Origin of the sequence: Limnohabitans planktonicus II-D5, from assembly GCF_001270065.2 — a bacterium.
GTDB lineage: Bacteria > Pseudomonadota > Gammaproteobacteria > Burkholderiales > Burkholderiaceae_C > Limnohabitans_A > Limnohabitans_A planktonicus.
In genome coordinates this window covers 1-23,815 of the sequence record NZ_LFYT02000037.1, presented here as the reverse complement: position 1 = coordinate 23,815, position 23,815 = coordinate 1, and the positions used below count along the sequence as shown (strand labels likewise).

Annotated in this window: 15 protein-coding genes and 1 pseudogene; 4 read left to right on the top strand and 12 right to left on the bottom strand. The window is 57.7% G+C overall.

Annotated features, from left to right (window positions below):
• Position 1: 1 nt before the first annotated feature.
• Positions 2 to 1,645 (top strand): DNA methyltransferase, encoded by a 1,644-nt coding sequence (locus H663_RS38960; RefSeq protein WP_053175753.1) that lies wholly within the window; start codon positions 2 to 4, stop codon positions 1,643 to 1,645.
• Entirely contained in the window at positions 1,642 to 4,359 is a 2,718-nt protein-coding gene (locus H663_RS38955) for a DEAD/DEAH box helicase (RefSeq protein ID WP_053175750.1), read from the top strand. The genes H663_RS38960 and H663_RS38955 overlap by 4 nt, the downstream gene beginning before the upstream one ends.
• Here H663_RS38955 and H663_RS38950 read toward each other — a convergent pair.
• The 8 genes from H663_RS38950 to H663_RS38915 all read right to left on the bottom strand — a co-directional run bounded on the left by H663_RS38950 (position 4,356) and on the right by H663_RS38915 (position 14,739).
• A complete protein-coding gene (locus H663_RS38950; RefSeq protein ID WP_240620582.1) occupies positions 4,356 to 4,553 on the bottom strand; it encodes a 3'-5' exonuclease in 198 nt (65 codons plus the stop codon). The two genes, H663_RS38955 and H663_RS38950, sit on opposite strands and share 4 nt — an antisense overlap.
• A 282-nt stretch (positions 4,554 to 4,835) precedes the next feature.
• The gene (locus H663_RS38945) at positions 4,836 to 8,123 is read right to left on the bottom strand and encodes a type I restriction endonuclease subunit R (RefSeq protein WP_053175745.1); all 3,288 of its coding nucleotides are present in this window, start codon (positions 8,121 to 8,123) and stop codon (positions 4,836 to 4,838) included.
• Positions 8,124 to 8,137: 14 nt separating this feature from the next.
• Entirely contained in the window at positions 8,138 to 9,280 is a 1,143-nt protein-coding gene (locus tag H663_RS38940) for an AAA family ATPase (protein WP_053175742.1), read from the bottom strand.
• A 76-nt stretch (positions 9,281 to 9,356) separates the two neighbouring features.
• Positions 9,357 to 10,703: a restriction endonuclease subunit S gene (locus tag H663_RS41730; protein WP_053175740.1), complete on the bottom strand. Its 1,347-nt coding sequence runs from the start codon at positions 10,701 to 10,703 to the stop codon at positions 9,357 to 9,359.
• Positions 10,700 to 11,710, bottom strand: a complete 1,011-nt coding sequence (locus H663_RS38930) for a PDDEXK nuclease domain-containing protein (protein WP_053175737.1) — start codon at positions 11,708 to 11,710, stop codon at positions 10,700 to 10,702. The genes H663_RS41730 and H663_RS38930 overlap by 4 nt, the downstream gene beginning before the upstream one ends.
• Complete coding sequence (locus tag H663_RS38925; RefSeq protein WP_053175734.1) at positions 11,707 to 14,055, bottom strand: type I restriction-modification system subunit M; 2,349 nt, start codon at positions 14,053 to 14,055, stop codon at positions 11,707 to 11,709. Before H663_RS38925 ends, H663_RS38930 begins: the two co-directional genes overlap by 4 nt.
• 92 nt (positions 14,056 to 14,147) lie before the next feature.
• Positions 14,148 to 14,462, bottom strand: coding sequence for a CcdB family protein (locus tag H663_RS38920; protein WP_053175731.1), 315 nt, complete (start codon positions 14,460 to 14,462; stop codon positions 14,148 to 14,150).
• Between the two features lie 7 nt (positions 14,463 to 14,469).
• A complete protein-coding gene (locus tag H663_RS38915) occupies positions 14,470 to 14,739 on the bottom strand; it encodes a type II toxin-antitoxin system Phd/YefM family antitoxin (RefSeq protein ID WP_053175728.1) in 270 nt (89 codons plus the stop codon).
• Positions 14,740 to 15,048: 309 nt separating this feature from the next.
• On the opposite strand from H663_RS38915, the gene H663_RS38910 reads away from it, so the two are divergent.
• Positions 15,049 to 16,263, top strand: coding sequence for an ATP-binding protein (locus tag H663_RS38910; RefSeq protein WP_053175725.1), 1,215 nt, complete (start codon positions 15,049 to 15,051; stop codon positions 16,261 to 16,263).
• Between the two features lie 199 nt (positions 16,264 to 16,462).
• Here the strand turns inward: H663_RS38910 and lpdA are convergent, their stop codons facing one another.
• From lpdA to aceE, 3 genes are read right to left on the bottom strand one after another with little or no spacing between them, the layout of a single operon-like run.
• Positions 16,463 to 18,301 (bottom strand): dihydrolipoyl dehydrogenase, encoded by a 1,839-nt coding sequence (gene lpdA, locus H663_RS38905; RefSeq protein ID WP_053175723.1) that lies wholly within the window; start codon positions 18,299 to 18,301, stop codon positions 16,463 to 16,465.
• Between the two features lie 57 nt (positions 18,302 to 18,358).
• A complete protein-coding gene (gene aceF, locus H663_RS38900) occupies positions 18,359 to 20,086 on the bottom strand; it encodes a dihydrolipoyllysine-residue acetyltransferase (RefSeq protein WP_053175720.1) in 1,728 nt (575 codons plus the stop codon).
• 15 nt (positions 20,087 to 20,101) lie between these two features.
• Positions 20,102 to 22,813: a pyruvate dehydrogenase (acetyl-transferring), homodimeric type gene (aceE, locus tag H663_RS38895; RefSeq protein ID WP_053175717.1), complete on the bottom strand. Its 2,712-nt coding sequence runs from the start codon at positions 22,811 to 22,813 to the stop codon at positions 20,102 to 20,104.
• A gap of 171 nt (positions 22,814 to 22,984) precedes the next feature.
• Between aceE and H663_RS38890 the strand changes: the two are divergent.
• Positions 22,985 to 23,293 (top strand): annotated as a pseudogene (locus H663_RS38890) (PAS domain-containing sensor histidine kinase); the annotation flags it as partial.
• A 33-nt stretch (positions 23,294 to 23,326) separates the two neighbouring features.
• Here H663_RS38890 and H663_RS38885 read toward each other — a convergent pair.
• On the bottom strand, positions 23,327 to 23,815 hold a 489-nt coding region (locus tag H663_RS38885; protein WP_165803952.1), incomplete at its 5' end, for a transposase.

Below are 23,815 nucleotides of genomic sequence, written 5' to 3'. Positions count from 1 at the left end.
CATGGCACATCAAAAACTAGAACTCACTTGGATCGGCAAGGACCAGCGCCCCCGGCTGGAGCCGCGCATCTTGCTGGAAGACCCGGCGCGCAGTTACCACGCCAAGCAGCGGGTGTCGGATCAGGATATTTTCGATAACCGCCTCATCAAGGGCGACAACCTGCTGGCGCTCAAAGCGCTGGAGGCCGAGTTTGCGGGCAAGGTGAAATGCGTGTTTATTGACCCGCCGTACAACACCGGCAGCGCTTTCACGCACTACGACGACGGCCTGGAGCACTCCATTTGGCTGGGGCTGATGCGCGACCGGCTGGAGATCATCCGCCGATTGATGGCTGACGATGGTTCGCTGTGGATCACGATTGATGACAACGAGGCGCATTACCTCAAGGTGTTGTGTGATGAGGTGTTGGGGCGCAGTAACTTCATAGCATCCATTGCTTGGCAGAAGGTATACACGAGCAAGAACTCCGCAAAGTATTTCTCTGCTATGCATGATCACATCCTGGTGTATGCAAAAGACAAGGAACGTTGGGTCTTGAATCAGTTGCCTCGGAGTGAAAAGCAAGATAAGGCATACAGTAATCCTGACAATGACCCGCGCGGGCCATGGAAGTCGACACCGCTGCATGCGAGAAACTTCTACAGCCTGGGATCGTATGAAGTCACCTCGCCCCAGGGAAAGAAGTTTGTGCCTCCTCCGGGTAGGTATTGGGCAATCTCACGGGATTCGTTTGACAAGCTATCTAGTGAAAATCGCCTCTGGTGGGGGCGAGATGGTCAGGGTACTCCTAACAAAAAAAGCTTTCTAACGGAAGTCAAGCAGGGGGTGTCGCCCTCGACCATGTGGTTCTACGACGAAGCTGGACACAACGCTGAAGCCAAGAACGAGATAAATGCTCTTGCGCTTAACGAGGATGTTTTCATCACCCCGAAGCCAGAAAAGCTGGTCAAACAAGCACTTACCATTTCAACCAACCCAGGCGACCTAGTCCTAGACTCCTTTGCTGGCTCCGGCACCACCGGCGCAGTGGCCCACAAAATGGGTCGCCGCTGGATCATGGTGGAACTAGGCGAGCATTGCCACACGCACATCGTGCCGCGCCTGCAAAAGGTGGTTGACGGGCAAGACCCAGGCGGCGTGACGTCGACCACTGGCTGGCAGGGCGGTGGTGGCTTTCGCTACTACGAGTTGGCCCCCACGCTGCTGGCTACCGACCGATGGGGCAATCTGGTCATCAACCCCGAGTACGACGCGGGCATGTTGTCCGCTGCCATGTGCAAGCTGGAGGGCTTTGACTACGCGCCGTCCGAGACGCTGTGGTGGCAGCACGGCCATAGCAGCGAGCGCGACTTCATCTATGTGACCACCCAAACCCTGAGTGCCGAGCAGCTGGATGCTTTAGCCGACGAGGTGGGGTTTGAGCGCAGCCTGCTGGTGTGCTGCGGAGCCTACCGGGGCGTGACGGCGGCGCAGGCCGCGCAGCGCTGGCCGCAGCTCACGATCAAGAAAATCCCCAAGATGGTGAAAGACCGTTGCGAGTGGGGCCACGACGACTACAGCCTGAACGTGTCCAACCTGCCTATGGCACAAAAGAAGCCCACAGAGCCTGCGCAGGATGACTTGTTTACTGGGGGAGATGCATGAGTCAACGCGAAGTTAACGCGATAACAGGCCGCCTGAGCCTGCGGGCTCCACAAGCCGAGTCGCTCAAGCGGCTTGCCGCTGCTCTGGAGGCCAGCCCGCTCATGCTCAAGCATGACCGCGACGACGCGGAGTTGGCCGATGTGCTGAAGGTGCTGCAAGGCGAGTTCGCCACATTGCAAGATTTTGAACGCGCCTTCCCCTCGTTGTGCTTCGCCTTGGCCACCGGCGTGGGCAAGACACGCCTGATGGGCGCATTCATCAGCTACCTGTATGCGGCGCATGGCATCAAGCACTTCTTTGTGCTGGCGCCCAATCTGACGATTTACGACAAGCTGATTGGTGACTTTACGCCCAACACGCCCAAGTATGTGTTCAAGGGCGTGGCGGAGTTTGCGGCGTATCCACCCGAGATCATTACCGGCGACAACTACGAAGAGCGTGCCCAAGCCCTCGGCGATTTGCTTTCGCCTGTGACCATCAACATTTTCAACATTGCCAAGATCACGTCCGAAGTGCGGGGCGGCAAGGCACCGCGCATCAAGCGCTTGAGCGAGTACATCGGTGAGAGCTATTTCGACTACCTGGCCGGTTTGCCCGACTTGGTACTGTTGATGGACGAGTCGCATCGATACCGCGCTACTGCGGGCTTGCGGGCCATTAACGACCTGAAGCCGCTTCTGGGTCTGGAGTTAACTGCAACCCCGTTTGTGGAAACCACCAAAGGGCCAGTACCTTTCAAAAACGTGGTGATGGATTACCCACTGGCCCGTGCCATGGAAGACGGTTTTGTGAAAGAGCCCGCTGTGGTGACCCAGCGCAACTTTGATGCGAAGAACATGCCGCCCGAAGAGGTGGAACGTGTCAAGCTGCAAGACGGTGTGCGCATGCACGAAGCGACCAAGGTGGAGCTGAAGACCTATGCCCGCAGCAATGGCGTGAAAGAGGTCAAGCCCTTCATGCTGGTGATTGCGCGGGACACCACCCATGCGGCTGCATTGTTGGCGCAGCTGCAATCGGAATCCTTCTTTGCTGGGCGTTACCGCAACAAGGTGATCCAGGTGGACAGCAGCAAAACGGGCGCAGAAGAAGAAGAAATGGTGCGCAAGCTGCTGGCGGTTGAGAGTGTGAATGAGCCCACCGAAATCGTCATCCACGTGAACATGCTCAAAGAGGGCTGGGACGTGACCAACCTCTACACCATCGTGCCATTGCGCGCCGCCAATGCGCGCACGCTGGTGGAGCAGTCCATAGGCCGTGGCCTGCGTTTGCCCTATGGCAGGCGCACGGGGGTGGATGCGGTGGACCGCCTGAGCATCATTGCGCACGATCGGTTTCAGGAAATCATTGACGATGCCAACAAGGCCGATTCGCCCATCAAGCTCAAGACCTTGATTTTGGATGTTCCGGATGCGGGCGACGATCGGCCGCAGAGCGTAACTGTGGCACCTAACTTGTCTGTGGCGTTGGGTTTGGCGGTTAGCACCACCCCGCAGCCGGACCATGGTGCACCTGTGACTGCGCCGGTGTTCACCACGGAACGTGAACGCCAAGCGGCAGCTGTGGTGATGGAAGTGCTGGCCAGCTACGAGGTCAAGACCCAAGACGCGCCCACGCGCCAAGCATTTCTGGTGCCCGAGTTGCAAGCCCGCATTGCCGAAGCAGTGCGCGAGAAGCTGCCACCCGCGCAGGCAGATTTGCCCTTGGGGGAAGACGCCGCGCCCGAGTTGGACCTGGCGTCGGTCGTTCGTAGGGCGGTAGACGTGGTGGTGAAGCAGACCATTGACATTCCGCGCATAGCCGTGGTGCCCAAAGGCGTGGTGACCAGTGGTTTCAAACCCTTCACGCTGGATCTGAGCGGACTGCACTTGCAGCCCAAAGATCGGTCTTTGGTGGGGCAGAACTTGCGTGACCACAAGCAGTTCACCTTCACGGCGCAGCCTGGCGTTGTGGAGCGTCGGCTGGAGGATTACATTGTTCACACGCTGATTGACCGTGACGATATTGACTACGTCACTCAGAGCAGTCTGCTGTATGACCTGGCCGGGCAAATGGTGAATCACTTGCGTAGCTACCTGAGCGATGAAAACGAAGTGCGCAATGTGCTGGACTTGGATCGCCAGCTCATCGCCGACAACATCTACGCGCAGATGCAGGCGCACTTTTATGAATCCGCAACCGAATACGCAGTGGAGGTGCGGCGCGGGTTTACGGCGCTGAAAGAGCCAACCTACAGCGTGGGCGCGGGGCAGGCGGTGCGGGACTTCCGGGACACACCCGAAGACTTAAGCCGCATCAAACAGATGGTGTTTGGTGGCTTTAACCACTGCCTGTACCCACTGCAGAAGTTTGACTCCGATACCGAGCGCAAGTTTGCAGTGCTGCTGGAGCGCGATTCTGACAAGTGGCTCAAGCCCGCCAAGGGACAGTTCCAGATGTTCTACAAGCTGGGTGTGGAGCAGCCGGAATATGTTCCAGACTTCGTAGCGGAGACCGCGCAGTACTTGTTGATGGTGGAGACCAAAGCGCGCAACGAGCTGGGGAGCGATGAAGTCAAGGCCAAGGCGCAGGCCGGAGCGCTGTGGTGCAAACACGCTTCCGAGCATGCCAAGACAACGGGCGCGAAGCCCTGGAAATACCTCTTGGTGCCTCACGACACGGTGACCGCTGACAAACGATTGACGGACTTCCTGTCGTTTGCTGAGAGCCCGCGCTAACTTGCTAGCTGTTGGTTTAGTCGGTTGGGGAACTTCCCGTTCCCACCGACACCCATCACCAACCTCTGCGTCGCCCGAGTCGCCACCACATAAAACATCCGCGCCGATTCGTTCTCTTCTTCCCCCGCCGCAGTCATGTGCCATAAGCCGGGCAACACCACCAGGGGAAATTCCAAGCCTTTGCTGACCTTCATGGTCATCAACTTGATCTTGTTGCTTGCGGGGTCAAAGTCGCCAGAGCCTAACCGGCAGCTTGCTTTGCACCAGGGTGACGGCGCATAGGTTGAAACCCATGGAGGACCTCTTTCCCCGCTTGGAACTCGTGCTTGTTCTCCCTTTTTAGGGGCATAAGTTGACAAAGTGGCTCCAGCAAAATGTCGTGTCAGTGTCGCGACAAACTGGGTAAGCTGCAGTACAAGCTATTCAGGGAGAAACGAGCGGTAAATTAAACATACCGACGGTACTGGGTTACGGGGTCAAGACCACCTAGCTTGCCCCTGCACCAGCAGATCAAACACAATCCGCGCAAAGTTGGCCGCTTTGCTTGGCTCGGCCAGTAGCTGCATCATCTGGTTCTGGTGGGCTTCGCTGCTGTCCATGATCGCGTCGTCAATGGCCTTCGAGAAGTCACCCAGCAGGGCCTGCTCGGCCGAGTTGTTCTCGATCTGCATCATCACTTTGATGTTCTCGCCCACCTTGTCGCGGATCGTGTAGGCGTAGTTCACCATGTCCTTGTCGGTGAGCTGGTCGGTCACAAACACCTCGTTCAGGCGGTTGATGATCTGCGACAAAAACTCTTCTTGTCTGTCCTTTGGCTTGGCCGTACCCAGGCCTTCGCCCGGCTCCAGCTTGTACTCACCGGTATTTTCTCGGAGCACCAAATCCTGCTGGCGTATCTTGGCCACGCGGTAGTGGCTCAGCACCACGTTGCCCAGGTCGATGTCGTCTTCATCGAGCAAGGTTTCGCGCAACATGGGCCGCAGGTTGCGGGCGTAAAGGCTGAGCTTTTCCAGATCGGTATCGTCGTAATCCACGATCTGCGACATGAACTCGTAAAAGCGCACAAAGGTGCCCAGGTCTTTCTTGAAGATTTCGAGCGCGTCTTTTTCTTTCTGGCATTCATTCAGGCTTTTCTCGGCGTTCGCAATCAGCACCGCATCGCCCGTTTTCTGCGTGCGCTCAAACATCTCCTTGGCAATCTTGAAAGCCTCCACCGCCGATTTGTAGCGCAGCTGCCAGCGTTGCACCGCTGGCTTGCAGATGTTGGCAATCGCCGCGTTGCTCTTGTTCTTCACATAAAACGCGGTGCAGAACTGCTCCACTTCTGCCCAAGTAAAAATGCCAGCGGCACGCAGCTTGTCTTGCAGCGTAAAGATCAGGTTCGGGTCGGATACATCCAACAGCTCAGCGGTCTGGAAGTAGGGCTGAAACGCCTCCAGAATCTCATCCGGCTCATTGAAGAAGTCCAGCACATAGGTGCCCGTCTCGGCCTTGTTGGGGTAGGTGCGGTTCAGGCGCGACAGCGTTTGCACACACTCCACCCCGGCCAGCTTCTTGTCCACATACATGGCGCAAAGCTTGGGCTGGTCAAACCCGGTCTGGAACTTGTTGGCGACGATCATCACCTGGTAGTCGTCCGAATCAAAAGCCTTGCGCATATCGCGGCCCTTGAGGTTCGGGTTCATATGGCTTTCAGTGAACTTCTCACCAATCAGGCCCGCCGTGATCTCTCCCGCCGTGTTTGGGTCTTTGTCGGTGAACAACACCTCACCCGAAAACGCCACCAAGGCGCGAATCTTCTGGTAACCCTTGTCCGCGATGTACTTGTCAAAACACTGCTTGTAGCGCACCGCCTCCTTGCGCGAGCTGGTGACCACCATGGCCTTGGCCTGCCCACCCAACAAGCCCATCACGTTGTCCTTGAAGTGCTCCACGATCACCATCACCTTCTGGGCGATGTTGTGGTCGTGCAGGCGCACCCATTGGTTCAGCTTCACCTTCGCCCGCTTGCTTTCCACTTCCGCGTCGGCATCTTGCACCTTCAGCGCCAGCTTGTACGCCACCTTGTAGTTGGTGTAGTTCTTCAGCACATCGAGGATGAAGCCCTCCTCAATCGCCTGGCGCATGCTGTACACATGAAACGCCTCTGGCTTGTTGGTGCTTGACGCCACCTCGTCCGGGCGCGGCACGCGGCCAAACAGCTCCAGCGTCTTGGGCTTGGGTGTGGCGGTAAAGGCAAAGTAGCTCAGGTTGCCCGATGCGCGGCGCGAAGCCACCGTGGCGGCGATGATGTCATCGCTGTCCAGCTCCTCAGTCTCTTCGCCCGCTTCCTTCATCAGCACCTCTTTGAGCTGCCGCGCCGCCCTGCCGCTTTGCGATGAATGCGCCTCGTCGGCAATGATGGCGTAGCAGCGGTCTTTGAGGCTCACGCTGTTTTCAATCGCCTTCAACACATGGGGAAAGGTCTGGATGGTGACGATGATGATGGGCTGGGCAGACTCTAGGGCGGCGGCCAACTTATCGGACTTGGAGCCATCACCCTCCTTGTTGTTTATGCGCCCCACCACGCCATCGGTATGTTCAAACTGGTAGATCGTGTCTTGCAACTGCGCGTCCAGCACGGTGCGGTCCGTCACCACAATCACCGAATCAAACTGCTTCTTGCCGTCAAACTTGTACAGCGACGAGAGCTGATGCGCCAGCCAGGCAATCGAGTTGGACTTGCCCGAACCCGCGCTGTGCTGAATCAGGTACTTAAACCCCGGCCCCTCAATTCGCACCGCCGCTAGCAGATTGCCCACCACGTCCCACTGGTGGTAGCGCGGGAAGATCAGGCTTTCCTTCTTGTACTTGCGGCCTTCCCAGTCTTCCTTGTCCTCAATCTGCAAGTGCACAAAGCGGGCCAGGATGTTGAGCAGGTTGTCCGGCAGCAGCACCTCGTTCCACAGGTAATCGGTGGCGTAGCGGTTGATGTCGTACGGCACAGCATTACCCGCGCCGCCGTCGTGCGTGCCTTTGTTAAATGGCAGAAAGTAGGTGCCCTCCCCCTCCAGCTTTGTGGCCATGTGCACCTCGTACTGGCTCACCGCAAAGTGCACCAGCGCACCGCGCTTGAAGGTCAGCAGCGGCTCCGCTTTTTTTGCCACCGGGTCTACTGGCAGGCGCGTAGTCTTGTACTGACGAATGGCGCGGTCCACCGCCTGTTTGAATTCACTCTTCAGCTCCAACGTGGCCACCGGCACACCATTCACAAACAGCACCAGGTCAATGCGCCATGCCTTGGCCTTTTTTGCGTCACTGTTTCCTGTCTCCAGCAGGTGAGCATCAGTCGCCCACGGGCTGTACACCAGCTCCGGCACCACACGCAGGCGGTTTTTGGCATAGCGGGCCAGCGTGTCTGGGTTCAGCTCGTGCTCGGGCTTGAACTGGCACAGCGACAAGCGCGCATTGCGGTCGCGCAGCTCGTGGCGCAGCACCCCCAGCGTGCCAAAGGTGCGGCTGTCCTTGTGCGTGGCATTCGGGTCGGCCTTGCCCAGTTGCGTGGAGATCAGTTGCAAAAACTTCTGCTCGGCATCTTTGGGGTGGTTGGCACAAAACTTTTGCCACTGCGCGTCTTGCGTCTCTTGCACAAAGCCCAACGCATCCTCGGGGTACAAGGCCAGTTCGCGGTTGTACTTGTCCGGCGAGCCGAGCAGCCAGCCATTGGCCAGCAGCTGGCGAATGATGTCGTCTTGAAAGATGCGTTCGGTGGCTTGGTCGCTCATGCTTATCCTTGTCTTTAGCCTTGCATCTTGGTTTTGTACCAACCGGCCATGCTTTCGTCCTCAAGTGCATAGTCACCATAGGCGGCCCGCCAGACCAATCCCTTTTCACGCAATGTGTCCAGCGCAGCCTGAACCGATGGAACCGATACTTTTTCTTGCTGCACCAAGTTGGCATAAGCGCGCATAGACGCCTCGGAGAAAGGAACGTAATTTTTGCCCTGATCGATGATCGTCTCCAGCACCGCCCGCTGAATGTCGGGCAAACCGGCAAACTCGCTCTCCATCGCTCCCCACATTCTTTCCTTGATTTCTTCCGCACCATTCTTCAGCGCTTCGCCAAGGTGGTCCGCGCCTGCATCCAAGGCAATCTCGCCGACGATGCTGCGCAGCATCTCAGGGCGATGTCCAACCAACTTGAAGGCCTCAAACATATCCTCGTGACGGAACTGGTTGTCATTGGCCAGCAAGGGGTTCACGAAGTCCGTATAAGCGTCGGTAAAGTCCTTGGTCAGCAAGGGAAAACGCGTCACCTGGGAGCCAAAAAAAGGCTGGGTACGCTTCAACACCAAGTGGGCCAGCTTGTCACGGTTGGAACCCGTTAAAACAATAAACAGGCCTTGCTGCCCACTGCCTTGGTTCAAGTGATCGCGTGCTGCCTTGAGGGCAAACATGGCATCCACGCCAGCCTGGGTAGAGAGCGCATGCTGTGCTTCGTCAATGACGATGGCGACTGGCGCCTTTCCAGCTTCAACCAACGCCTCCAGAGCATCCGCCAGCGTCAGTCCCGTTGGCAGTTCCAGGGAATCGAGGTTGAGGCTCAGAGCGCCAAACACGTTCACTTTTTCCAGCCCGGTCGACTTGGCCATCTTGGCGATGACACCCGCAAAAGTACCGCTTTTTGCTTTGACGGCGCTGGTGATGAGCAAAGCCGGGTCTTTGGATTTGTCCGCCCACAAGTCCACATAGATCGTGGTCCAGCCACGCTTTTGCATGGCGGGCAGCATGTCTTCACGCAGGAAAGTGCTTTTCCCCGTGCGTCTTGGCGCTGCCAGGAACAAGCCGGAGCGACTGTCCGCCAAGCCGTGGCCCCCAAGGCTTTCGCAATAACTCTCCGCCAGAGTTGGGCGGTGAAAGGTAAACGGCTTGATCGCACGCATCTTGGACCTCGACTTATGGCAACTTATGGAAAAAAGTATAACTTATGGTTTTCGACATAAGTTGGGATAAGTTGGCTCAAGATTCGACGCCGACACCCTCTTGAACAGCGACGGCTTGCCAATCGCGCACGTCGATCTTGCCGGTGACGGCGGCGGAGATCAGGGCGGTGCGGCGTTCTTGGATTAATGCAATATTGGTTTCACATCTTTTGATGGTCGAGTCGATTTTCGATAAACCTACCTTAATCGTCTCCACGATCTTCCGCTGTTCGTCATATGGAGGGCAAGGAACAATGAGCTCGCGGATAACATCTTGATTAATGTTCGGGTCTTTTCTTGTTCCTTCAGCACCCACCATCCAGTAAGGACGATAAAACTCGACATACAGATGAAGGAATTCCGGTCCAATTTTGGGATTCGGCAGAATTGCACACACAGCCTGATTGATAGCTGATTCAAACTTCAGCAACGCATGCTTCCCTATGCTTCCCGCACCACCGTACATTGCTACAAGAACAGAATTTACTGGCAGCAATGCACAAGCCGAATCGACGACGGCTTTCTTAGTAATGTTGATCGGTGTTTCATAAAGCTCGTCATTATTCAGGTCCGTGGTTCTAATCCATGGAATAGTTCCATCTAGGTAGTAGTCATCGTGTTTGGCTGTATTTGGAGTTCCGCCGCTTTCCGTGCAGAAAAACCATTTGACTTTTGGTAGAGACCAATGCGCAGGCACTTCGCCTAACCACTCCACGCCGGAGTCTTTCATCGGGGCGTTGGGGTTGAGGCCTTGGGTGACGGCATGGCTGATGACGGCTTGGCGCTTTTCCTTGAGCAACTCAATCAGCCGCTGCTGCTTCTCGATCAAGGCATCAATTTTCATTGTTTCGTGGTCGAGAAAGGCAGCAATTGATTGTTGCTCGGCATAGGCGGGAGTTGGTGCAACAAACTCGCTAAATGCTTCGGTTGGCAATCGCCACCGACCAATCTGTGCTGCGCCTTGCCCCAACGGGTAGAAAATTTTCGCGATATAACAAAGTTGTAGCAAGTACAAAAAATATCTTGGATGCTGATTTTCATCAGCAAGCGAAAAAACCCGATAGTCAGGGCTAGTCACACCGTCAAATTTTGAAATATCAACGTAGCCCGTCAATAGATCCATGTGGTTCATTGCGAAATCGTTCTTGCGCACAAGCTGATACTTTGAGTAATCCATCGAAAGCTGCCCGTCACCGCTTTCAGTATCTTTGATCTTTACGCCACGCTGGGTGATGGACAGAACGTCATACCCAAGCGCGCCTGCAATTTTCTTTTGGATTTTGAAGATATTCTTAAAGCGATTAAGCCCCCAGTGCGTGGGAATACTATTCAGCCAGTTGACTGCCGAATCCTTGTACGCTGGATAAGCCTTGTACCGACTCATTCCGCCTCCCCCTTGCCCACGTTAGCCAAATAGAACTCATGCAGTTTGGCCTGTAGCAGTTTCTTGTCCGGCAACTGGGTTTGGTATTGGGCGACCAGGGCTGGGGACAGGCTGCGGCTGAGGGCGTACTCCACCACTTCGTCGTCTTTGCTGGCGCACAGCAGCAGGCCGATGGTGGGGTTTTCGTGGGGCTTTTTGTGGTCGCGGTCCAGCGCTTCGAGGTAGAAGTTGAGCTGGCCTAGGTGTTCGGGCGAAAAGCGGGTGGTTTTGAGTTCGATGGCCACCAGACAGTTGAGGCCACGGTGGAAGAACAGCAGGTCAAGGGCAAAGTCCTGACCTCCCACTTGCAAGGGAAATTCTGAACCTACGAAGCAGAAGTCACGCCCCAGTTCGGTTAGGAAGCGGCCCAGATGTTGCAGCAATGCGCGCTGCAGATCCGCCTCGGCGGGCTCTTGCGGCAGACCCAAAAACTCAAGGTAGTAGCTGTCTTTGAAAGCGTTGTTGGCTTGCGGCCGTGTCTCTTTCAGGGCCTGGGCCATTTTGACTGGCGCAGTGATGGTCCGAGCGAAGAGTTGGTTGTCCATTTGCCTTGCGACTTCCCGCACCGACCAGCGTTGCTCAGCGGCTGTGCGGAGATAGAACGCCCGTTCTTCGGGGTACTGGGAGCGGGTCAGTATGTGGAGATGGGCCGACCAAGCCAATTCTCTCAACAGTGTTGAGAGAATTGGCGTGTCGCGGTAAGTCTCGTAAAACTGCCGCATCCGCCAGATGTTTTTGGCCGAAAAGCCACGCAAACCGGGCTGGCGTCGCTGAATGAAGTCGGCCAGCGCTTCGACTGTGCCTTTGCCCCAGGCCTCGGTGCCGAGTTTCTGGCTCACGTATTCGCCGACGGCCCAGTACAAATCAATCAGCTCGGTATTGACGGCGCGGCTGGCACGCTGCTTTGCCGCCTCAATGAGCTGAACGACAGCCATGAAGTCATGGTCGGGGGTAATGAGATCGCTCATGAATGCACCTCGCGCAACAGCGCCATGATCTCGGCGCTCACGGCATCCAGATCGGCATCAATTTCTTCCAGCGGCCGTGGCGGCTGGTACTGGTAAAAGTGGCGGTTGAAGGGAATTTCATAGCCAACGATGCCGATCTCGCCATCTTTGGCATCGCACTTGCTGGCGTCTATCCAGGCATCGGGCACATGCGGCTGCACTTCGGCCATGAAGTAGGCTTCGACGCTTTCGCTCACGGTGCGGCTGGGGTCTAGGGCCACGTTTTCAAAATCGCGCAGCTCGCCATCGGCTTGGTATTCGATGACTTCTTTGTTCACTTCGAACAGGCCGTACAGGGGGTTCGCTTTGCCTTTGTGCGTTTTCTTGATCACCTTTTCGGCGGCGGGGTTCTTCCAGCTCACGGCATCGGCGATCTGCTTTTTCTCTTTGGCGTCGAGCGTGATACATGCCAGCTTGCTCGCGACCTTGATGGCTTCGTCATAGCCATTGAAGTCGTCGTGCTGGGCACTGCCGATTTCGCGTTGCAGGGCGCGGGCTTTTAGCAGCACGGCCTTTTGTGCCAGCCAGGTGCTGGCGTCGAGCAGGTCTTTGATCTGCTTTTCCTTGAGGTCGGCAAAGTGGCTTTTGAGGTAAGCGCGGATTTCGACGGCGTAGTCGTCAAGCTGGCCGTAGAGCTCGCAATCTGCCGCATCTTGCCAGTGGTCCTGACCATACTCGGTGTAGATCCACTGCATGGCGCTGCCGATCGCGCCGGACTCAAAGCGCAGGTTGGCAATGCGCTCATGGCTGAACTGCCACGACAAACGCAGTGGCCGCTCGATGGTGATGCGGCGGTAACCGAACTCATGGCTGGCGAAAATTTTGCTGGCGAAGGTTTTGACGGCTTCGGGCTTGGGGGTGAGCTTGGAGTTAGTGGCTTGGCGGCCACGGTTGCTTTTGACTTCAGCCGGTTTGTCGAGCGCCTGCGCTTGTACCACCTCAAATTGGCCAAAGCAGCGGGTGATGGTGGCGATGTCGGTCTCGTCCATCACATGGCGCTTGCTGCCCAGCGATTTGCGCATCTTGCCGCAGAGGTTGACGCCGTTGATGAGCTGCACCTTGCCTTTGCGCTCGGCGGGCTTTTTGTTCGAGAGCACCCACACATAGGTGGCAATGCCCGTGTTGTAGAACATGTCGGTAGGCAGGGCGACGATGGCTTCGAGCAGATCGCTTTCCAGAATATGGCGGCGGATTTCGGATTCGCCCGAGCCTGCGCCGCCGGTGAACAGCGGCGAGCCATTGAGGATGATGCCTATACGTGAGCCGCCCTGTGAACCACCGTCCTTCACATCGCGCATCTTGCTGATGAGGTGCAGCAGAAACAACAATGAGCCGTCGGACACTCGCGGCAGGCCGGGGCCAAAGCGGCCATCAAAGCCTTTGAGGGTGTGTTCGTCGGCAATGTCGCCTTCGATCTTTTTCCAGTCCACGCCAAACGGCGGGTTGGAGAGCATGTAGTCGAACTTGCTGGCGTAGAGGTGGTCGTTGGAGAGCGTGTTGCCGAGCTTGATATTGCTGACATCCTGCCCTTTGATGAGCATGTCGGCCTTGCAGATGGCGTAGCTTTCGGGGTTCAGCTCCTGACCAAAGGCGCGCATGACGGCTTGGGGGTTCAGCTCGTGCACATATTCCATGCCCGCCGACAGAAAGCCACCCGTCCCCGCTGTTGGGTCATAAATGGTGCGGATGATGCCGGGCTTGGTGAGGGCTTCGTCGTCTTCCATGAACACCAGCGAGGTGGTGAGGCGCACGATGTCACGCGGGGTGAAGTGTTCGCCCGCCGTCTCGTTGGAGCTTTCGGCAAACTTGCGGATCAGCTCTTCAAACACCAGGCCCATCTCGTAGTTGGAAACGGCCTTGGGGTGCAAGTTCATGGTGCGGACTTTTTGCACCATCTTGTAAAGCAGGTTGGCGTCATTCAGCAGGCCAATGAACTCGGCGAACTTGAAGTGGTCAAAAATCTCGCGGGCGTCTTTGGAAAAGCACTGGATGTAGCGCTCCAGATTGGCCTTGATGCCCGACTCGCCCAGGGTGCTCAGGTCCATGGGCGAGGTGTTGAAAAAGCTTAAGCCCCCGGTAGCGCGCAGCAGCAGCTTTTCCTTGGCCTCTTCGGCAATGGCCATCTTCTCGACCTTGGCGGCTTCGGCCAGAACAGCAGATTTGCTGCTTTCCAACACACATTCCAGACGGCGCAGCAGGGCAAAAGGCAGGATGACGCGGCCGTATTGGCTCTGTTTGAAGTCGCCGCGCAGCAAGTCGGCCAGCGTCCACAGGTCGGCGGCAAGGTTGTTGGTTTCTTGGGTCATTTTTTACGAACGAGGGGCTGGGGTTTCAACCTGATAGCCCACAAGTATTACACGGGGTAGATGGGGCATTGAGCAGCCAAGCGCTCCATTCCTCAGATGCCCGACAGCACCGCATCCATCGCCGCCGCCAGTGCGCTGGCATGCGCGGCCACGTTGTCCACCGGGCTCCGAAGCAGTTTGGCGGGCAGTGGCGCGGTGTAGAGCGCCAGCGCGTTAAGGCGCTGCCCGTTCACATGGATGGTTGGGCACAGCACGTTGGGCACTTTGCCCATGGTGTCGGGCTGAGCGAGGGGCATCGTCAAGCGAGTGGCCAAGCCATCGAGCAAGTCGCTCTGAATTACCACCACATACGGAATACCCTCCGCCCCGCTGCGGCTTGGGTTGGGAAACACGTCGTACTGCGCCATGGGCCGCTCACCAGGGGCGAAGGTCAGCGCCCGGAATGCCGTGGGCTTCGACCCGGGCGTTCTGCGCAGCGATCCAGTCGCCAAATTCGGCTTCAAACGCCTGTTTGCGCGAAGCCCGGCTGGCCTTGTCGTGCCCTGCCAGCAGCGCCTGGTACTGCTCGGCGGACAGAATGACCGAGTCGAGCTGACCGGCTTTCTCCACAAACACGGGCTCGCGCTTGGCCTGAGCGCAGAGGCTGCCAAAACGGTTCTTGGCTTCGGTGGCGGTGACACGCATGCAGGACTCCTGAATCGATTGGCCATTTTAGCCATTCGTCAGCATGCCCGCCACAAAAAAGCCCCGGACAGTTTCCAGTCCGGGGCTTTTGCTTCGTGCAGCGCTGAAGCCGATTATTTCTTGCGCGGCGGCAAGTCCGTGCAGCTACCATGCGCCACCTCCGCCGCCATGCCGATGCTTTCGCTCAACGTGGGATGTGGGTTGTTAGCTAGAGGCGCATTGACGGGCAGGTAGGAATGGATGGATGGATGAAATTAAATTTACTCAATACAATGAGATAAATTACTCAACGAACTGAGCAAAGAAAAAATGACCATCGAACGCGAATCTTTGGCCCCATTGGTGGCGAGGCTCAAAGAGCCCCGCCGTTTTCTCCAAGTTGTGGCTGGCCCACGCCAAGTGGGCAAAACAACACTGGTACGCCAAGCGCTGGAGCGCTTGCAGCGTGATGCCAAAACCGAAAGCAACACCCCATTGGCGCAACACAGCGCCAGTGCCGATGGCCCCGGTTTGCAAGGAAAAGTTTGGTTAAACACCCAATGGCAAGTGGCCCGTGCACTGGCCGCGCAAGCAGGCCGTTGTGTTTTGGTTCTGGACGAAATTCAAAAAGTGTCCAACTGGACGGAAGAAGTCAAACGCCTGTGGGACGAAGACACCGCCGCTGGCCGCGATGTGCGCGTGGTCATCCTGGGGTCGGCCCCGTTGTTGATCGCTCGGGGCTTGAGCGAAAGTATGGCTGGGCGGTTTGAGATCACCCGATTGGGCCACTGGCGCTACGCCGAAATGCGCGACGCCTTTGGCTTTAGCTTGGAGCAGTTCATCTTTTATGGTGGCTACCCCGGCGCAGCCCCCTTGGTGCACGATGAAACCCGCTGGGCCGCCTACGTGAGCGACGCGCTGATCGAAACCACCATCAGCAAAGACGTGATGCTGATGGCCCCCGTACAAAAGCCTGCCCTGTTGCGCCGCGTGTTTGACCTTGCCTGCGTGTACAGCGGTCAGATCCTGAGCTACCAAAAAATGTTGGGCCAGCTCGACGATGCGGGCAACACCACCACCCTCGCCCATTACCTCGACTTGCTCGAAGGCGCGGGTATGGCCTGCGGCCTGCCCAAATACATGGGCCAAGTGGTGCGCCAACGCGCATCCAGTCCCAAGCTGCAAGTGTTCAACAACGCCCTGATGGGCTGCCACTGGGTCGCGCAAGGTGTGGGACTGCAAGCAGCGCAAACACGCCCTGAGGTGTGGGGTCGGCTAGCAGAAAGCGCCGTAGGCACTGAATTGTTGGCCCGTCACCTCACCCACAGCAGCCGCCATCCCGTCATTCACTACTGGAACAACGGCCAAAAAGAAGTGGACTACGTGCTGCGCGACGGCCAAACGCTGCACGCACTGGAAGTGAAAAGTGGCCACAACGTGGGCAATGTGTCGGGCCTGAGCGCATTTGTGCAGCAGTTTCCACAGGCACAGCCGCTGATCATTGGCACGGGGGGCATGCCACTGGATTTGTGGCTGCAGAGCTGAGGGCATTGACTTGGTTGCTCTGAGTTTTGAGCGATACGACTCAAAATTTGAGACGTATTTTTCGAAATGCACATCATGGGTGCGGCGAGTACGCCGCTTAATCACCGCATGAAATGCGGCCATGACCAGACGCTCACAGAAAAAAAAAGAAGCCCGGACAGCTACCCGTCCGGGCTTCTTTATTTACAGCGCGAAGCGTTTACTTCTTCGCTGGCGGCAAGTCCGTGCAACTCCCATGCGCCACTTCCGCCGCCATGCCGATGCTTTCGCCCAGCGTGGGGTGGGGGTGGATGGTTTTGCCGATGTCCACAGCGTCTGCGCCCATCTCGATGGCCTGAGCAATCTCGCCAATCATGTCGCCCGCATGCGTGCCCACCATGCCGCCGCCCAAGATCTTGCCGTGGCCATGCGCTTCGGGGCTATCGTCAAACAGCAGTTTGGTCACACCCTCGTCGCGGCCGTTGGCAATGGCTCGGCCCGAGGCTGTCCAAGGGAACAAGCCCTTTTTCACCTTGATGCCTTGTGCTTTGGCTTGGTCTTCGGTCAAACCCACCCAGGCCACTTCGGGGTCAGTGTAGGCGACGCTCGGGATGACGCGTGCATTAAACGCCGCCGCTGCCAGCTCTTTGTTGCCTTGCAGTTCGCCCGCAATCACTTCGGCCGCCACGTGTGCTTCGTGTACCGCTTTGTGCGCCAACATGGGCTGGCCCACGATGTCGCCGATGGCAAAGATGTGCGGCACGTTGGTGCGCATTTGGATGTCGACGTTGATGAAGCCACGGTCGGTCACAGCCACGCCTGCTTTTTCAGCGGCGAGTTTTTTGCCGTTGGGCGTGCGGCCCACGGCTTGCAACACGAGTTCGTACACCTGCGGCGCGGGGGCTGTGCCGCCCTCTTCTGCCGGTGCAAACGTGACTTCAATGCCTTCGGGCAAGGCGCGTGCGGACACGGTCTTGGTCTTGAGCATGATGTTGTCAAAGCGCTTGGCGTTCATCTTTTGCCAGATCTTCACCAAGTCGCGGTCAGCGCCTTGCATGAGGCCGTCCATCATTTCCACCACGTCCAGGCGTGCGCCCAGCGTGCTGTAAACAGTGCCCATCTCCAGGCCGATGATGCCGCCGCCCAAGATGAGCATGCGCTTGGGCACTTCTTTGAGTTCCAAAGCGCCTGTGCTGTCGACCACGCGTGGGTCGTTAGGCATGAAAGGTAGACGCACGGCTTGCGAGCCCGCAGCAATGATGGCGCGTTTGAAGGCGATCACTTTTTTGCTGCCGTTTTGTTCTTGCGCGGTGCCAGTGGTCTCGGACACTTCAAGGTGGTTGGCACCCACGAATTGGCCCAAGCCGCGCACGGTGGTGACCTTGCGCATCTTGGCCATGGCCGCCAAGCCGCCTGTGAGTTTGCCGATGACTTTTTCTTTGTGGCCGCGCAGCTTGTCGATGTTGACGGCGGGTGTACCGAAGTCCACACCGAGGTCAGCCATGTGGGCCACTTCGTCCATCACGGCCGCGACGTGCAGCAAGGCTTTGGATGGGATGCAGCCCACGTTCAAACACACGCCGCCCAAGGTGGCGTAGCGCTCGACGATGACCACGTTCAAGCCGAGGTCAGCCGCGCGGAACGCTGCCGAGTAACCGCCGGGGCCACCGCCCAACACGAGCACATCGCATTCGAGGTCGGCTTGTCCGTTGTGCGTTGAGGGTTGAGGGTTGGGCGTGGAAGACACGCTTGCAACAGCCGGCGCAGGCTGTGCGACTGCAGGCTGTTCACGCTCAACGCTCACCGCTGAACGCTCAACGGCCTGCCCTTCGAGCACCAACACCACCGAGCCTTGCTTGACCTTGTCGCCCAGCTTGACGCGCAGTTCCTTCACCACGCCAGCGTGGGAGGACGGGATTTCCATCGAGGCTTTGTCGGACTCCACGGTGATGAGCGATTGCTCCGCCTTGACGGTGTCGCCGGGTTTGACCAGCAACTCGATCACGGCCACTTCGTCGAAGTCGCCGATGTCAGGGACTTGAATATCTATCAGTGCCATAGTCTTCTCAATTTGTTGGGGTCCGAGCAAAGCTGCGCTTTGGCCCGCCCCCAAAGTTCAAAGTAATACGCGACGGAAGTCGCTGAGGATTTGACCCAGGAACGCGTTGAAGCGTGCCGCTGCGGCGCCGTCGATGACGCGGTGATCCCATGTCAAAGACAAAGGCAGCATCAGGCGCGGCACAAATTGCTTGCCGTCCCACACGGGTTCCATGGTGCTTTTGCACACACCCAAGATGGCCACTTCGGGCGCGTTGATGATGGGCGTGAAGTACTTGCCACCAATGCCGCCGAGGCTGGAGATGGTGAAGGTCGCGCCGCTCATTTCGGCGGGGCTGAGTTTGCCTTCTCGAGCCTTCTTGGCCAGCTCCGACATCTCGGCGCTGATCTGCAGCACGCCTTTTTTGTCGCAATCGCGGATGACCGGCACCATCAAACCATTGGGCGTGTCAGCGGCAAAGCCGATGTGCCAGTAGTTTTTGTAGACCAGTGCATCGCCGTCGAGCGAGCTGTTGAACTCGGGGTATTTCTTGAGCGCGGCCACACAAGCCTTGATCAAGAAGGCCAGCATCGTCACCTTCACGCCGCTCTTCTCGTTCTCTTTGTTGGTCGAGACGCGGAAGGCTTCGAGGTCGGTGATGTCGGCATCGTCGTGGTTGGTGACGGCCGGGATCATGATGGCGTTGCGCAGCAGGTTGGCACCACTGATCTTCTTGATGCGGCCCATTTCTTTGCGCTCAATGGGGCCGAACTTGGCGAAGTCGACCTTGGGCCAAGGGATCAGGCCCAAAGCCGCGCCGTCACCACCCGAAGATACAGGGGCTTTGGCCGCTTGCGCCTTGGTTTGGGCAGCACCCGACATGACTGCCTTGGTGAAAGTTTGCACGTCGTCAGCGGTGATGCGGCCTTTGAGGCCACTGCCATTGACTTCTTCCAAAGGCACGCCCAGCTCACGGGCGAACTTGCGCACCGATGGCGACGCGTGGGGCAAGCCCTGCGGGGCGTTCAGCGTTGGGCGTTCGGAGTTGAGCGCAGGTGCTGACGATGAGGCGAGGGATGGCATTGCAGGCGTTTTAGCGGAAGCAGGCGGAGAAGATGCGGGGACTGCAGCGGACACCGTCTCACGCTCAACGCTCAACGCAGAACGCTGGACCTCCAGAACGGCCAACAGGTCGCCAATGTTGACCTTGTCGCCCACTTTGACTTTGAGCTCTTGAAGCACGCCCGCGTGCGATGACGGGATTTCCATCGAGGCTTTGTCGGACTCGACGGTGATCAGCGATTGCTCGACCTTGATGGCGTCGCCGGGCTTGACCATGACTTCGATCACGACCACGTCTTTGAAGTCGCCGATGTCGGGCACAAACACTTGCACTGGGCCGGATGAAGCAGAGCTTGCAGGTGCGGCGGGCGCTGCACTGGATTGCCGCGCTTCGCTCGCAATGACGGGGGAAGGGCTCGCCATGCTGGGTGAAGGGCTCGCCATGCCAGGGGATGTGCTCGCAGCTGCGGGGGCGGCCACTGGGGAAGCTGGCGCAGCAGCCGCTCCGGCGGCCTCCACCACCAACACCAACGAGCCTTGCTTGACCTTGTCACCCAGCGCCACGCGCATTTCCTTGACCACGCCCGCTGTGCTCGATGGGATTTCCATCGAGGCTTTGTCGGATTCAACCGTGATCAGCGATTGATCAGCTTTCACGGTTTCGCCCACTTTGACCATCAACTCAATGACGGTCACTTCATCGAAATCTCCGATGTCCGGGACTTGAACTTCTACCAATGCCATGTTCGTCTCCTGTTCTTATGCGTACAAGGGGTTGATCTTGTCGGTTTTGATGCCGTACTTTTGGATGGCTTCGGCCACTTGCGCGACAGGAACTTTGCCCTCTTCGCTCAGCGCCTTGAGCGCGGCGACCACGATGTAGTGGCGGTTGACCTCGAAGTGCTCGCGCAGCTTGCTGCGGAAGTCGGAGCGGCCAAAACCGTCGGTGCCCAGCACTTTGTAGGTGCGACCTGTTCCGTCCGAATTTTTTGGAATGAACGGACGGATCTGCTCGGCATAGGCCTTCATGTAATCGGTCGACGCCACAACGGGGCCGCTGTGCGAGGCCAATTGTTGGGCCACAAACGACACACGAGGTGTTTCCATGGGGTGCAGCAAGTTGTAACGCTCGGCGTCCTGACCGTCGCGGGTCAGTTCGTTGAAGCTCGGGCAGCTCCACACGTCGGCCTGAATGCCCCAGTCGGTGGCCAGCAGGGTTTGCGCAGCAATCGATTCGCGCAAGATGGTGCCCGAGCCCAGCAGTTGCACGCGTTTTTCTCCGGCAGCGCCCGCTTTGCACAAATACATGCCCTTGATGATCTGCTCTTCGGTGCCTGCGGTGAGGCCAGGCATCGGGTAGTTTTCGTTCAGCAGCGTCAGGTAATAAAACACGTTGTCTTGCTTCTCGACCATGCGCTTCAAGCCATGGTGCAGGATGACACCCACTTCGTGCGCGAAGGTCGGGTCATAAGACACGCAGTTGGGGATGGTGCCCGCCATGATGTGGCTGTGGCCGTCTTCGTGCTGCAAGCCTTCGCCGTTCAAAGTGGTGCGGCCCGATGTGCCGCCGAGCAAAAAGCCGCGCGCCTGCATGTCACCGGCAGCCCAGGCCAGATCGCCAATGCGCTGGAAACCAAACATGGAGTAATACACATAAAACGGGATCATGATCCGGTTGGATGTGCTGTAGCTGGTGGCCGCCGCGATCCAGCTCGACATGCCGCCGGCTTCGTTGATGCCTTCTTGCAAGATTTGACCGGCTTTGTCTTCCTTGTAGTACATCACCTGTTCTTTGTCGACCGGGGTGTACTGTTGGCCAGCGGGGTTGTAGATGCCCACTTGGCGGAACAAGCCTTCCATGCCAAAGGTGCGGGCTTCGTCCACCAAAATCGGCACCACGCGTGGCCCCAAAGCCTGGTCGCGCAGCAGCTGCGTCAAGAAGCGCACATAGGCCTGGGTGGTGGAGATTTCACGACCTTCAGCGGTGGGCTCCATCACAGCCTTGAAGGTGTCGAGCGAAGGCACGGTGAAGTTTTCTTCGGACTTGGTGCGGCGGTGAGGCAAGTAGCCACCCAGCGCTTGGCGGCGCTCGTGCAGGTAACGCATTTCGGGGGTGTCGTCGGCGGGCTTGTAAAACGGGATCTTGGACAACTCGCTGTCCGGAATCGGGATGTTGAACCGATCGCGCATGTACTTGATGTCTTCGTCCGTCAGCTTCTTGGTCTGGTGAACAGTGTTCTTGCCCTCCCCCGCCTTGCCCATGCCAAAACCTTTGACGGTTTTGATCAGCAGCACGGTGGGCTGGCCCTGGGTGTTCACCGCCTGGTGGTAAGCGGCATAGACCTTTTGCGGGTCGTGACCACCCCGCTTGAGGTTCCAGATGTCGTTGTCCGACAGGTGCGCCACCATTTCCAGTGTGCGCGGGTCGCGGCCAAAAAAGTGCTTGCGCACATAAGCACCGTCATTCGCTTTGAAGGCCTGGTAGTCGCCGTCCAGCGTGTCCATCATGAGCTTGCGCAGCGCGCCATCTTTGTCGCGGGCCAGCAGGCTGTCCCACTCGCTGCCCCAGAGCAGCTTGATCACGTTCCAACCGGAGCCACGGAATTCGCCTTCGAGTTCTTGCACGATCTTGCCGTTGCCGCGCACCGGGCCATCGAGGCGCTGCAGGTTGCAGTTGACGACAAAGATCAGGTTATCCAGGTTCTCACGGGCGGCCAGGCCGATCGCGCCCAGCGATTCGACTTCGTCCATCTCGCCGTCACCACAGAACACCCAGACCTTGCGGTTTTCGGTGTTGGCAATGCCACGGGCGTGCAGGTATTTCAGGAATCGGGCTTGGTAAATAGCCATCAAAGGGCCGAGACCCATGGACACAGTCGGGAACTGCCAGAACTCGGGCATGAGTTTGGGGTGCGGGTAGCTCGACAGGCCTTTGCCGTCCACTTCCTGACGGAAGTTGAGCAACTGCTCTTCGGTCAATCGGCCTTCCAGATAGGCGCGGGCATACACACCGGGCGACACATGGCCCTGGATGTAGAGGCAGTCGCCACCGTGGTTTTCACTCTCGGCGTGCCAGAAATGGTTGAAGCCTGCGCCAAACATGTGGGCCAGCGAAGCGAACGAGCCGATGTGGCCGCCCAAATCGCCACCGTCAGCGGGGTTGTGGCGGTTGGCCTTGACCACCATGGCCATCGCGTTCCAGCGCATGTAGGCGCGCAAGCGCTCTTCGATCTCGATGTTGCCGGGGCAGCGGGCCTCTTCGTTGGGCTCGATGCTGTTGACATAACCGGTGGTGGCCGAAAACGGCAAATCGATGCTGTGCTGGCGGGCTTCTTCGAGCAATTCTTCCAGCAAAAAGTGCGCACGCTCAGGGCCTGCCTTTTCGATCACGGCGGACAGAGCGTCCATCCATTCACGGGTTTCCTGGGCATCGAGGTCCGCGCCCGCTTGGTGTGGTGTGGCCGCTGTCATGTTTGTCTCCTGTTGAATGTTGGGATCAGTGAATGACGTAAGTTTCGCATATTTTTCTTGAATTTCAAATAGTGCACTGTCATTCCGCATAATGAAATTTTTGCCAATTTCAAAGATGGACATTCACAGTCGCTGGAGCCAGATGTCAGGCTTGTCCTCTAAACTCAAGTCATGGAATTGAACAAAGCCGCTTCCGTTGTCAAAAAAGTGGGCCCCTGGGCATGGTGGCGCAGTTGGTGGCAACGGCAAACCCCCAACCATCAAGACCGTTTTGCCAACTTGGCACCGGTTGCAGCTGTTTTACTTTTTTTGGCGGCCATTGCCAGTGCGTTCTGGTACCTTCGCGTGGAAGAAGTCGAACGCGAACAAGAAGCCATCAAGCGTGATGTGGAATATGCCCAGCAGCGCTTGCGCTTGCGACTCATTGAGCGTCAGGAACAGGTCATGCGCCTGGCTCGGGATATATCAAACCGGGAAATTCGGGCTCCTCGTCGTTTAGTGTGGAACTTGACATCAAAGGCAGCGGTGGATTAGCACGTTGCTCTTGGGCACAGCCCGCTCCAGCGGGTTGCTTGGCAAATGCTTGAGCTTGGACATCCGCAAATACGCAATGGCGATAAAGTTTCTTGCAGTTCTAAAGCCACGCGCGGCGCGTTTAGCCTGTTGGAGCAAACCATTCATGGCCTCCACATAAGCATTGCTGCGGTTGTCCAGCATGCCGCGCACCACACCGTCCAAGCGCTGCTTTAACGTGCGGGCCAACTTCTTAAAGGGTGCCAGACGACAGCGCGTGGCCCAACTCAGCCACGCCTTCAATTCAGACTTGGCTTGTGTCGCGTTGTTGTGCCTGGCCGCATTGGCATAAACCGTACGCAGCGCCATCTTCAGCCGCCACGCGCGGGCACTCCTCAAGGTCGAATGCTGCAGCCAGTGCATCGCGTTGGTCTGATTGACGCTCCAGCCATCAGGATTGCGGCGCATGCCCCAGGTCAGACTCTTGAG

What these genes read in the sequence shown, in the direction of transcription:
- H663_RS38955 (WP_053175750.1), top strand. Translation starts at nt 1,642, where the DNA reads ATGAGTCAACGCGAAGTTAACGCGATAACAGGCCGCCTGAGCCTGCGG.
- H663_RS41730 (WP_053175740.1), bottom strand. Translation starts at nt 10,703, where the DNA reads ATGAGTCGGTACAAGGCTTATCCAGCGTACAAGGATTCGGCAGTCAAC.
- H663_RS38915 (WP_053175728.1), bottom strand. Translation starts at nt 14,739, where the DNA reads ATGCGTGTCACCGCCACCGAAGCCAAGAACCGTTTTGGCAGCCTCTGC.
- H663_RS38950 (WP_240620582.1), bottom strand. Translation starts at nt 4,553, where the DNA reads ATGAAGGTCAGCAAAGGCTTGGAATTTCCCCTGGTGGTGTTGCCCGGC.
- H663_RS38945 (WP_053175745.1), bottom strand. Translation starts at nt 8,123, where the DNA reads ATGAGCGACCAAGCCACCGAACGCATCTTTCAAGACGACATCATTCGC.
- H663_RS38910 (WP_053175725.1), top strand. Translation starts at nt 15,049, where the DNA reads ATGACCATCGAACGCGAATCTTTGGCCCCATTGGTGGCGAGGCTCAAA.
- H663_RS38920 (WP_053175731.1), bottom strand. Translation starts at nt 14,462, where the DNA reads ATGGCGCAGTACGACGTGTTTCCCAACCCAAGCCGCAGCGGGGCGGAG.
- aceF (WP_053175720.1), bottom strand. Translation starts at nt 20,086, where the DNA reads ATGGCATTGGTAGAAGTTCAAGTCCCGGACATCGGAGATTTCGATGAA.
- H663_RS38960 (WP_053175753.1), top strand. Translation starts at nt 2, where the DNA reads ATGGCACATCAAAAACTAGAACTCACTTGGATCGGCAAGGACCAGCGC.
- H663_RS38940 (WP_053175742.1), bottom strand. Translation starts at nt 9,280, where the DNA reads ATGCGTGCGATCAAGCCGTTTACCTTTCACCGCCCAACTCTGGCGGAG.
- aceE (WP_053175717.1), bottom strand. Translation starts at nt 22,813, where the DNA reads ATGACAGCGGCCACACCACACCAAGCGGGCGCGGACCTCGATGCCCAG.
- lpdA (WP_053175723.1), bottom strand. Translation starts at nt 18,301, where the DNA reads ATGGCACTGATAGATATTCAAGTCCCTGACATCGGCGACTTCGACGAA.
- H663_RS38925 (WP_053175734.1), bottom strand. Translation starts at nt 14,055, where the DNA reads ATGACCCAAGAAACCAACAACCTTGCCGCCGACCTGTGGACGCTGGCC.
- H663_RS38930 (WP_053175737.1), bottom strand. Translation starts at nt 11,710, where the DNA reads ATGAGCGATCTCATTACCCCCGACCATGACTTCATGGCTGTCGTTCAG.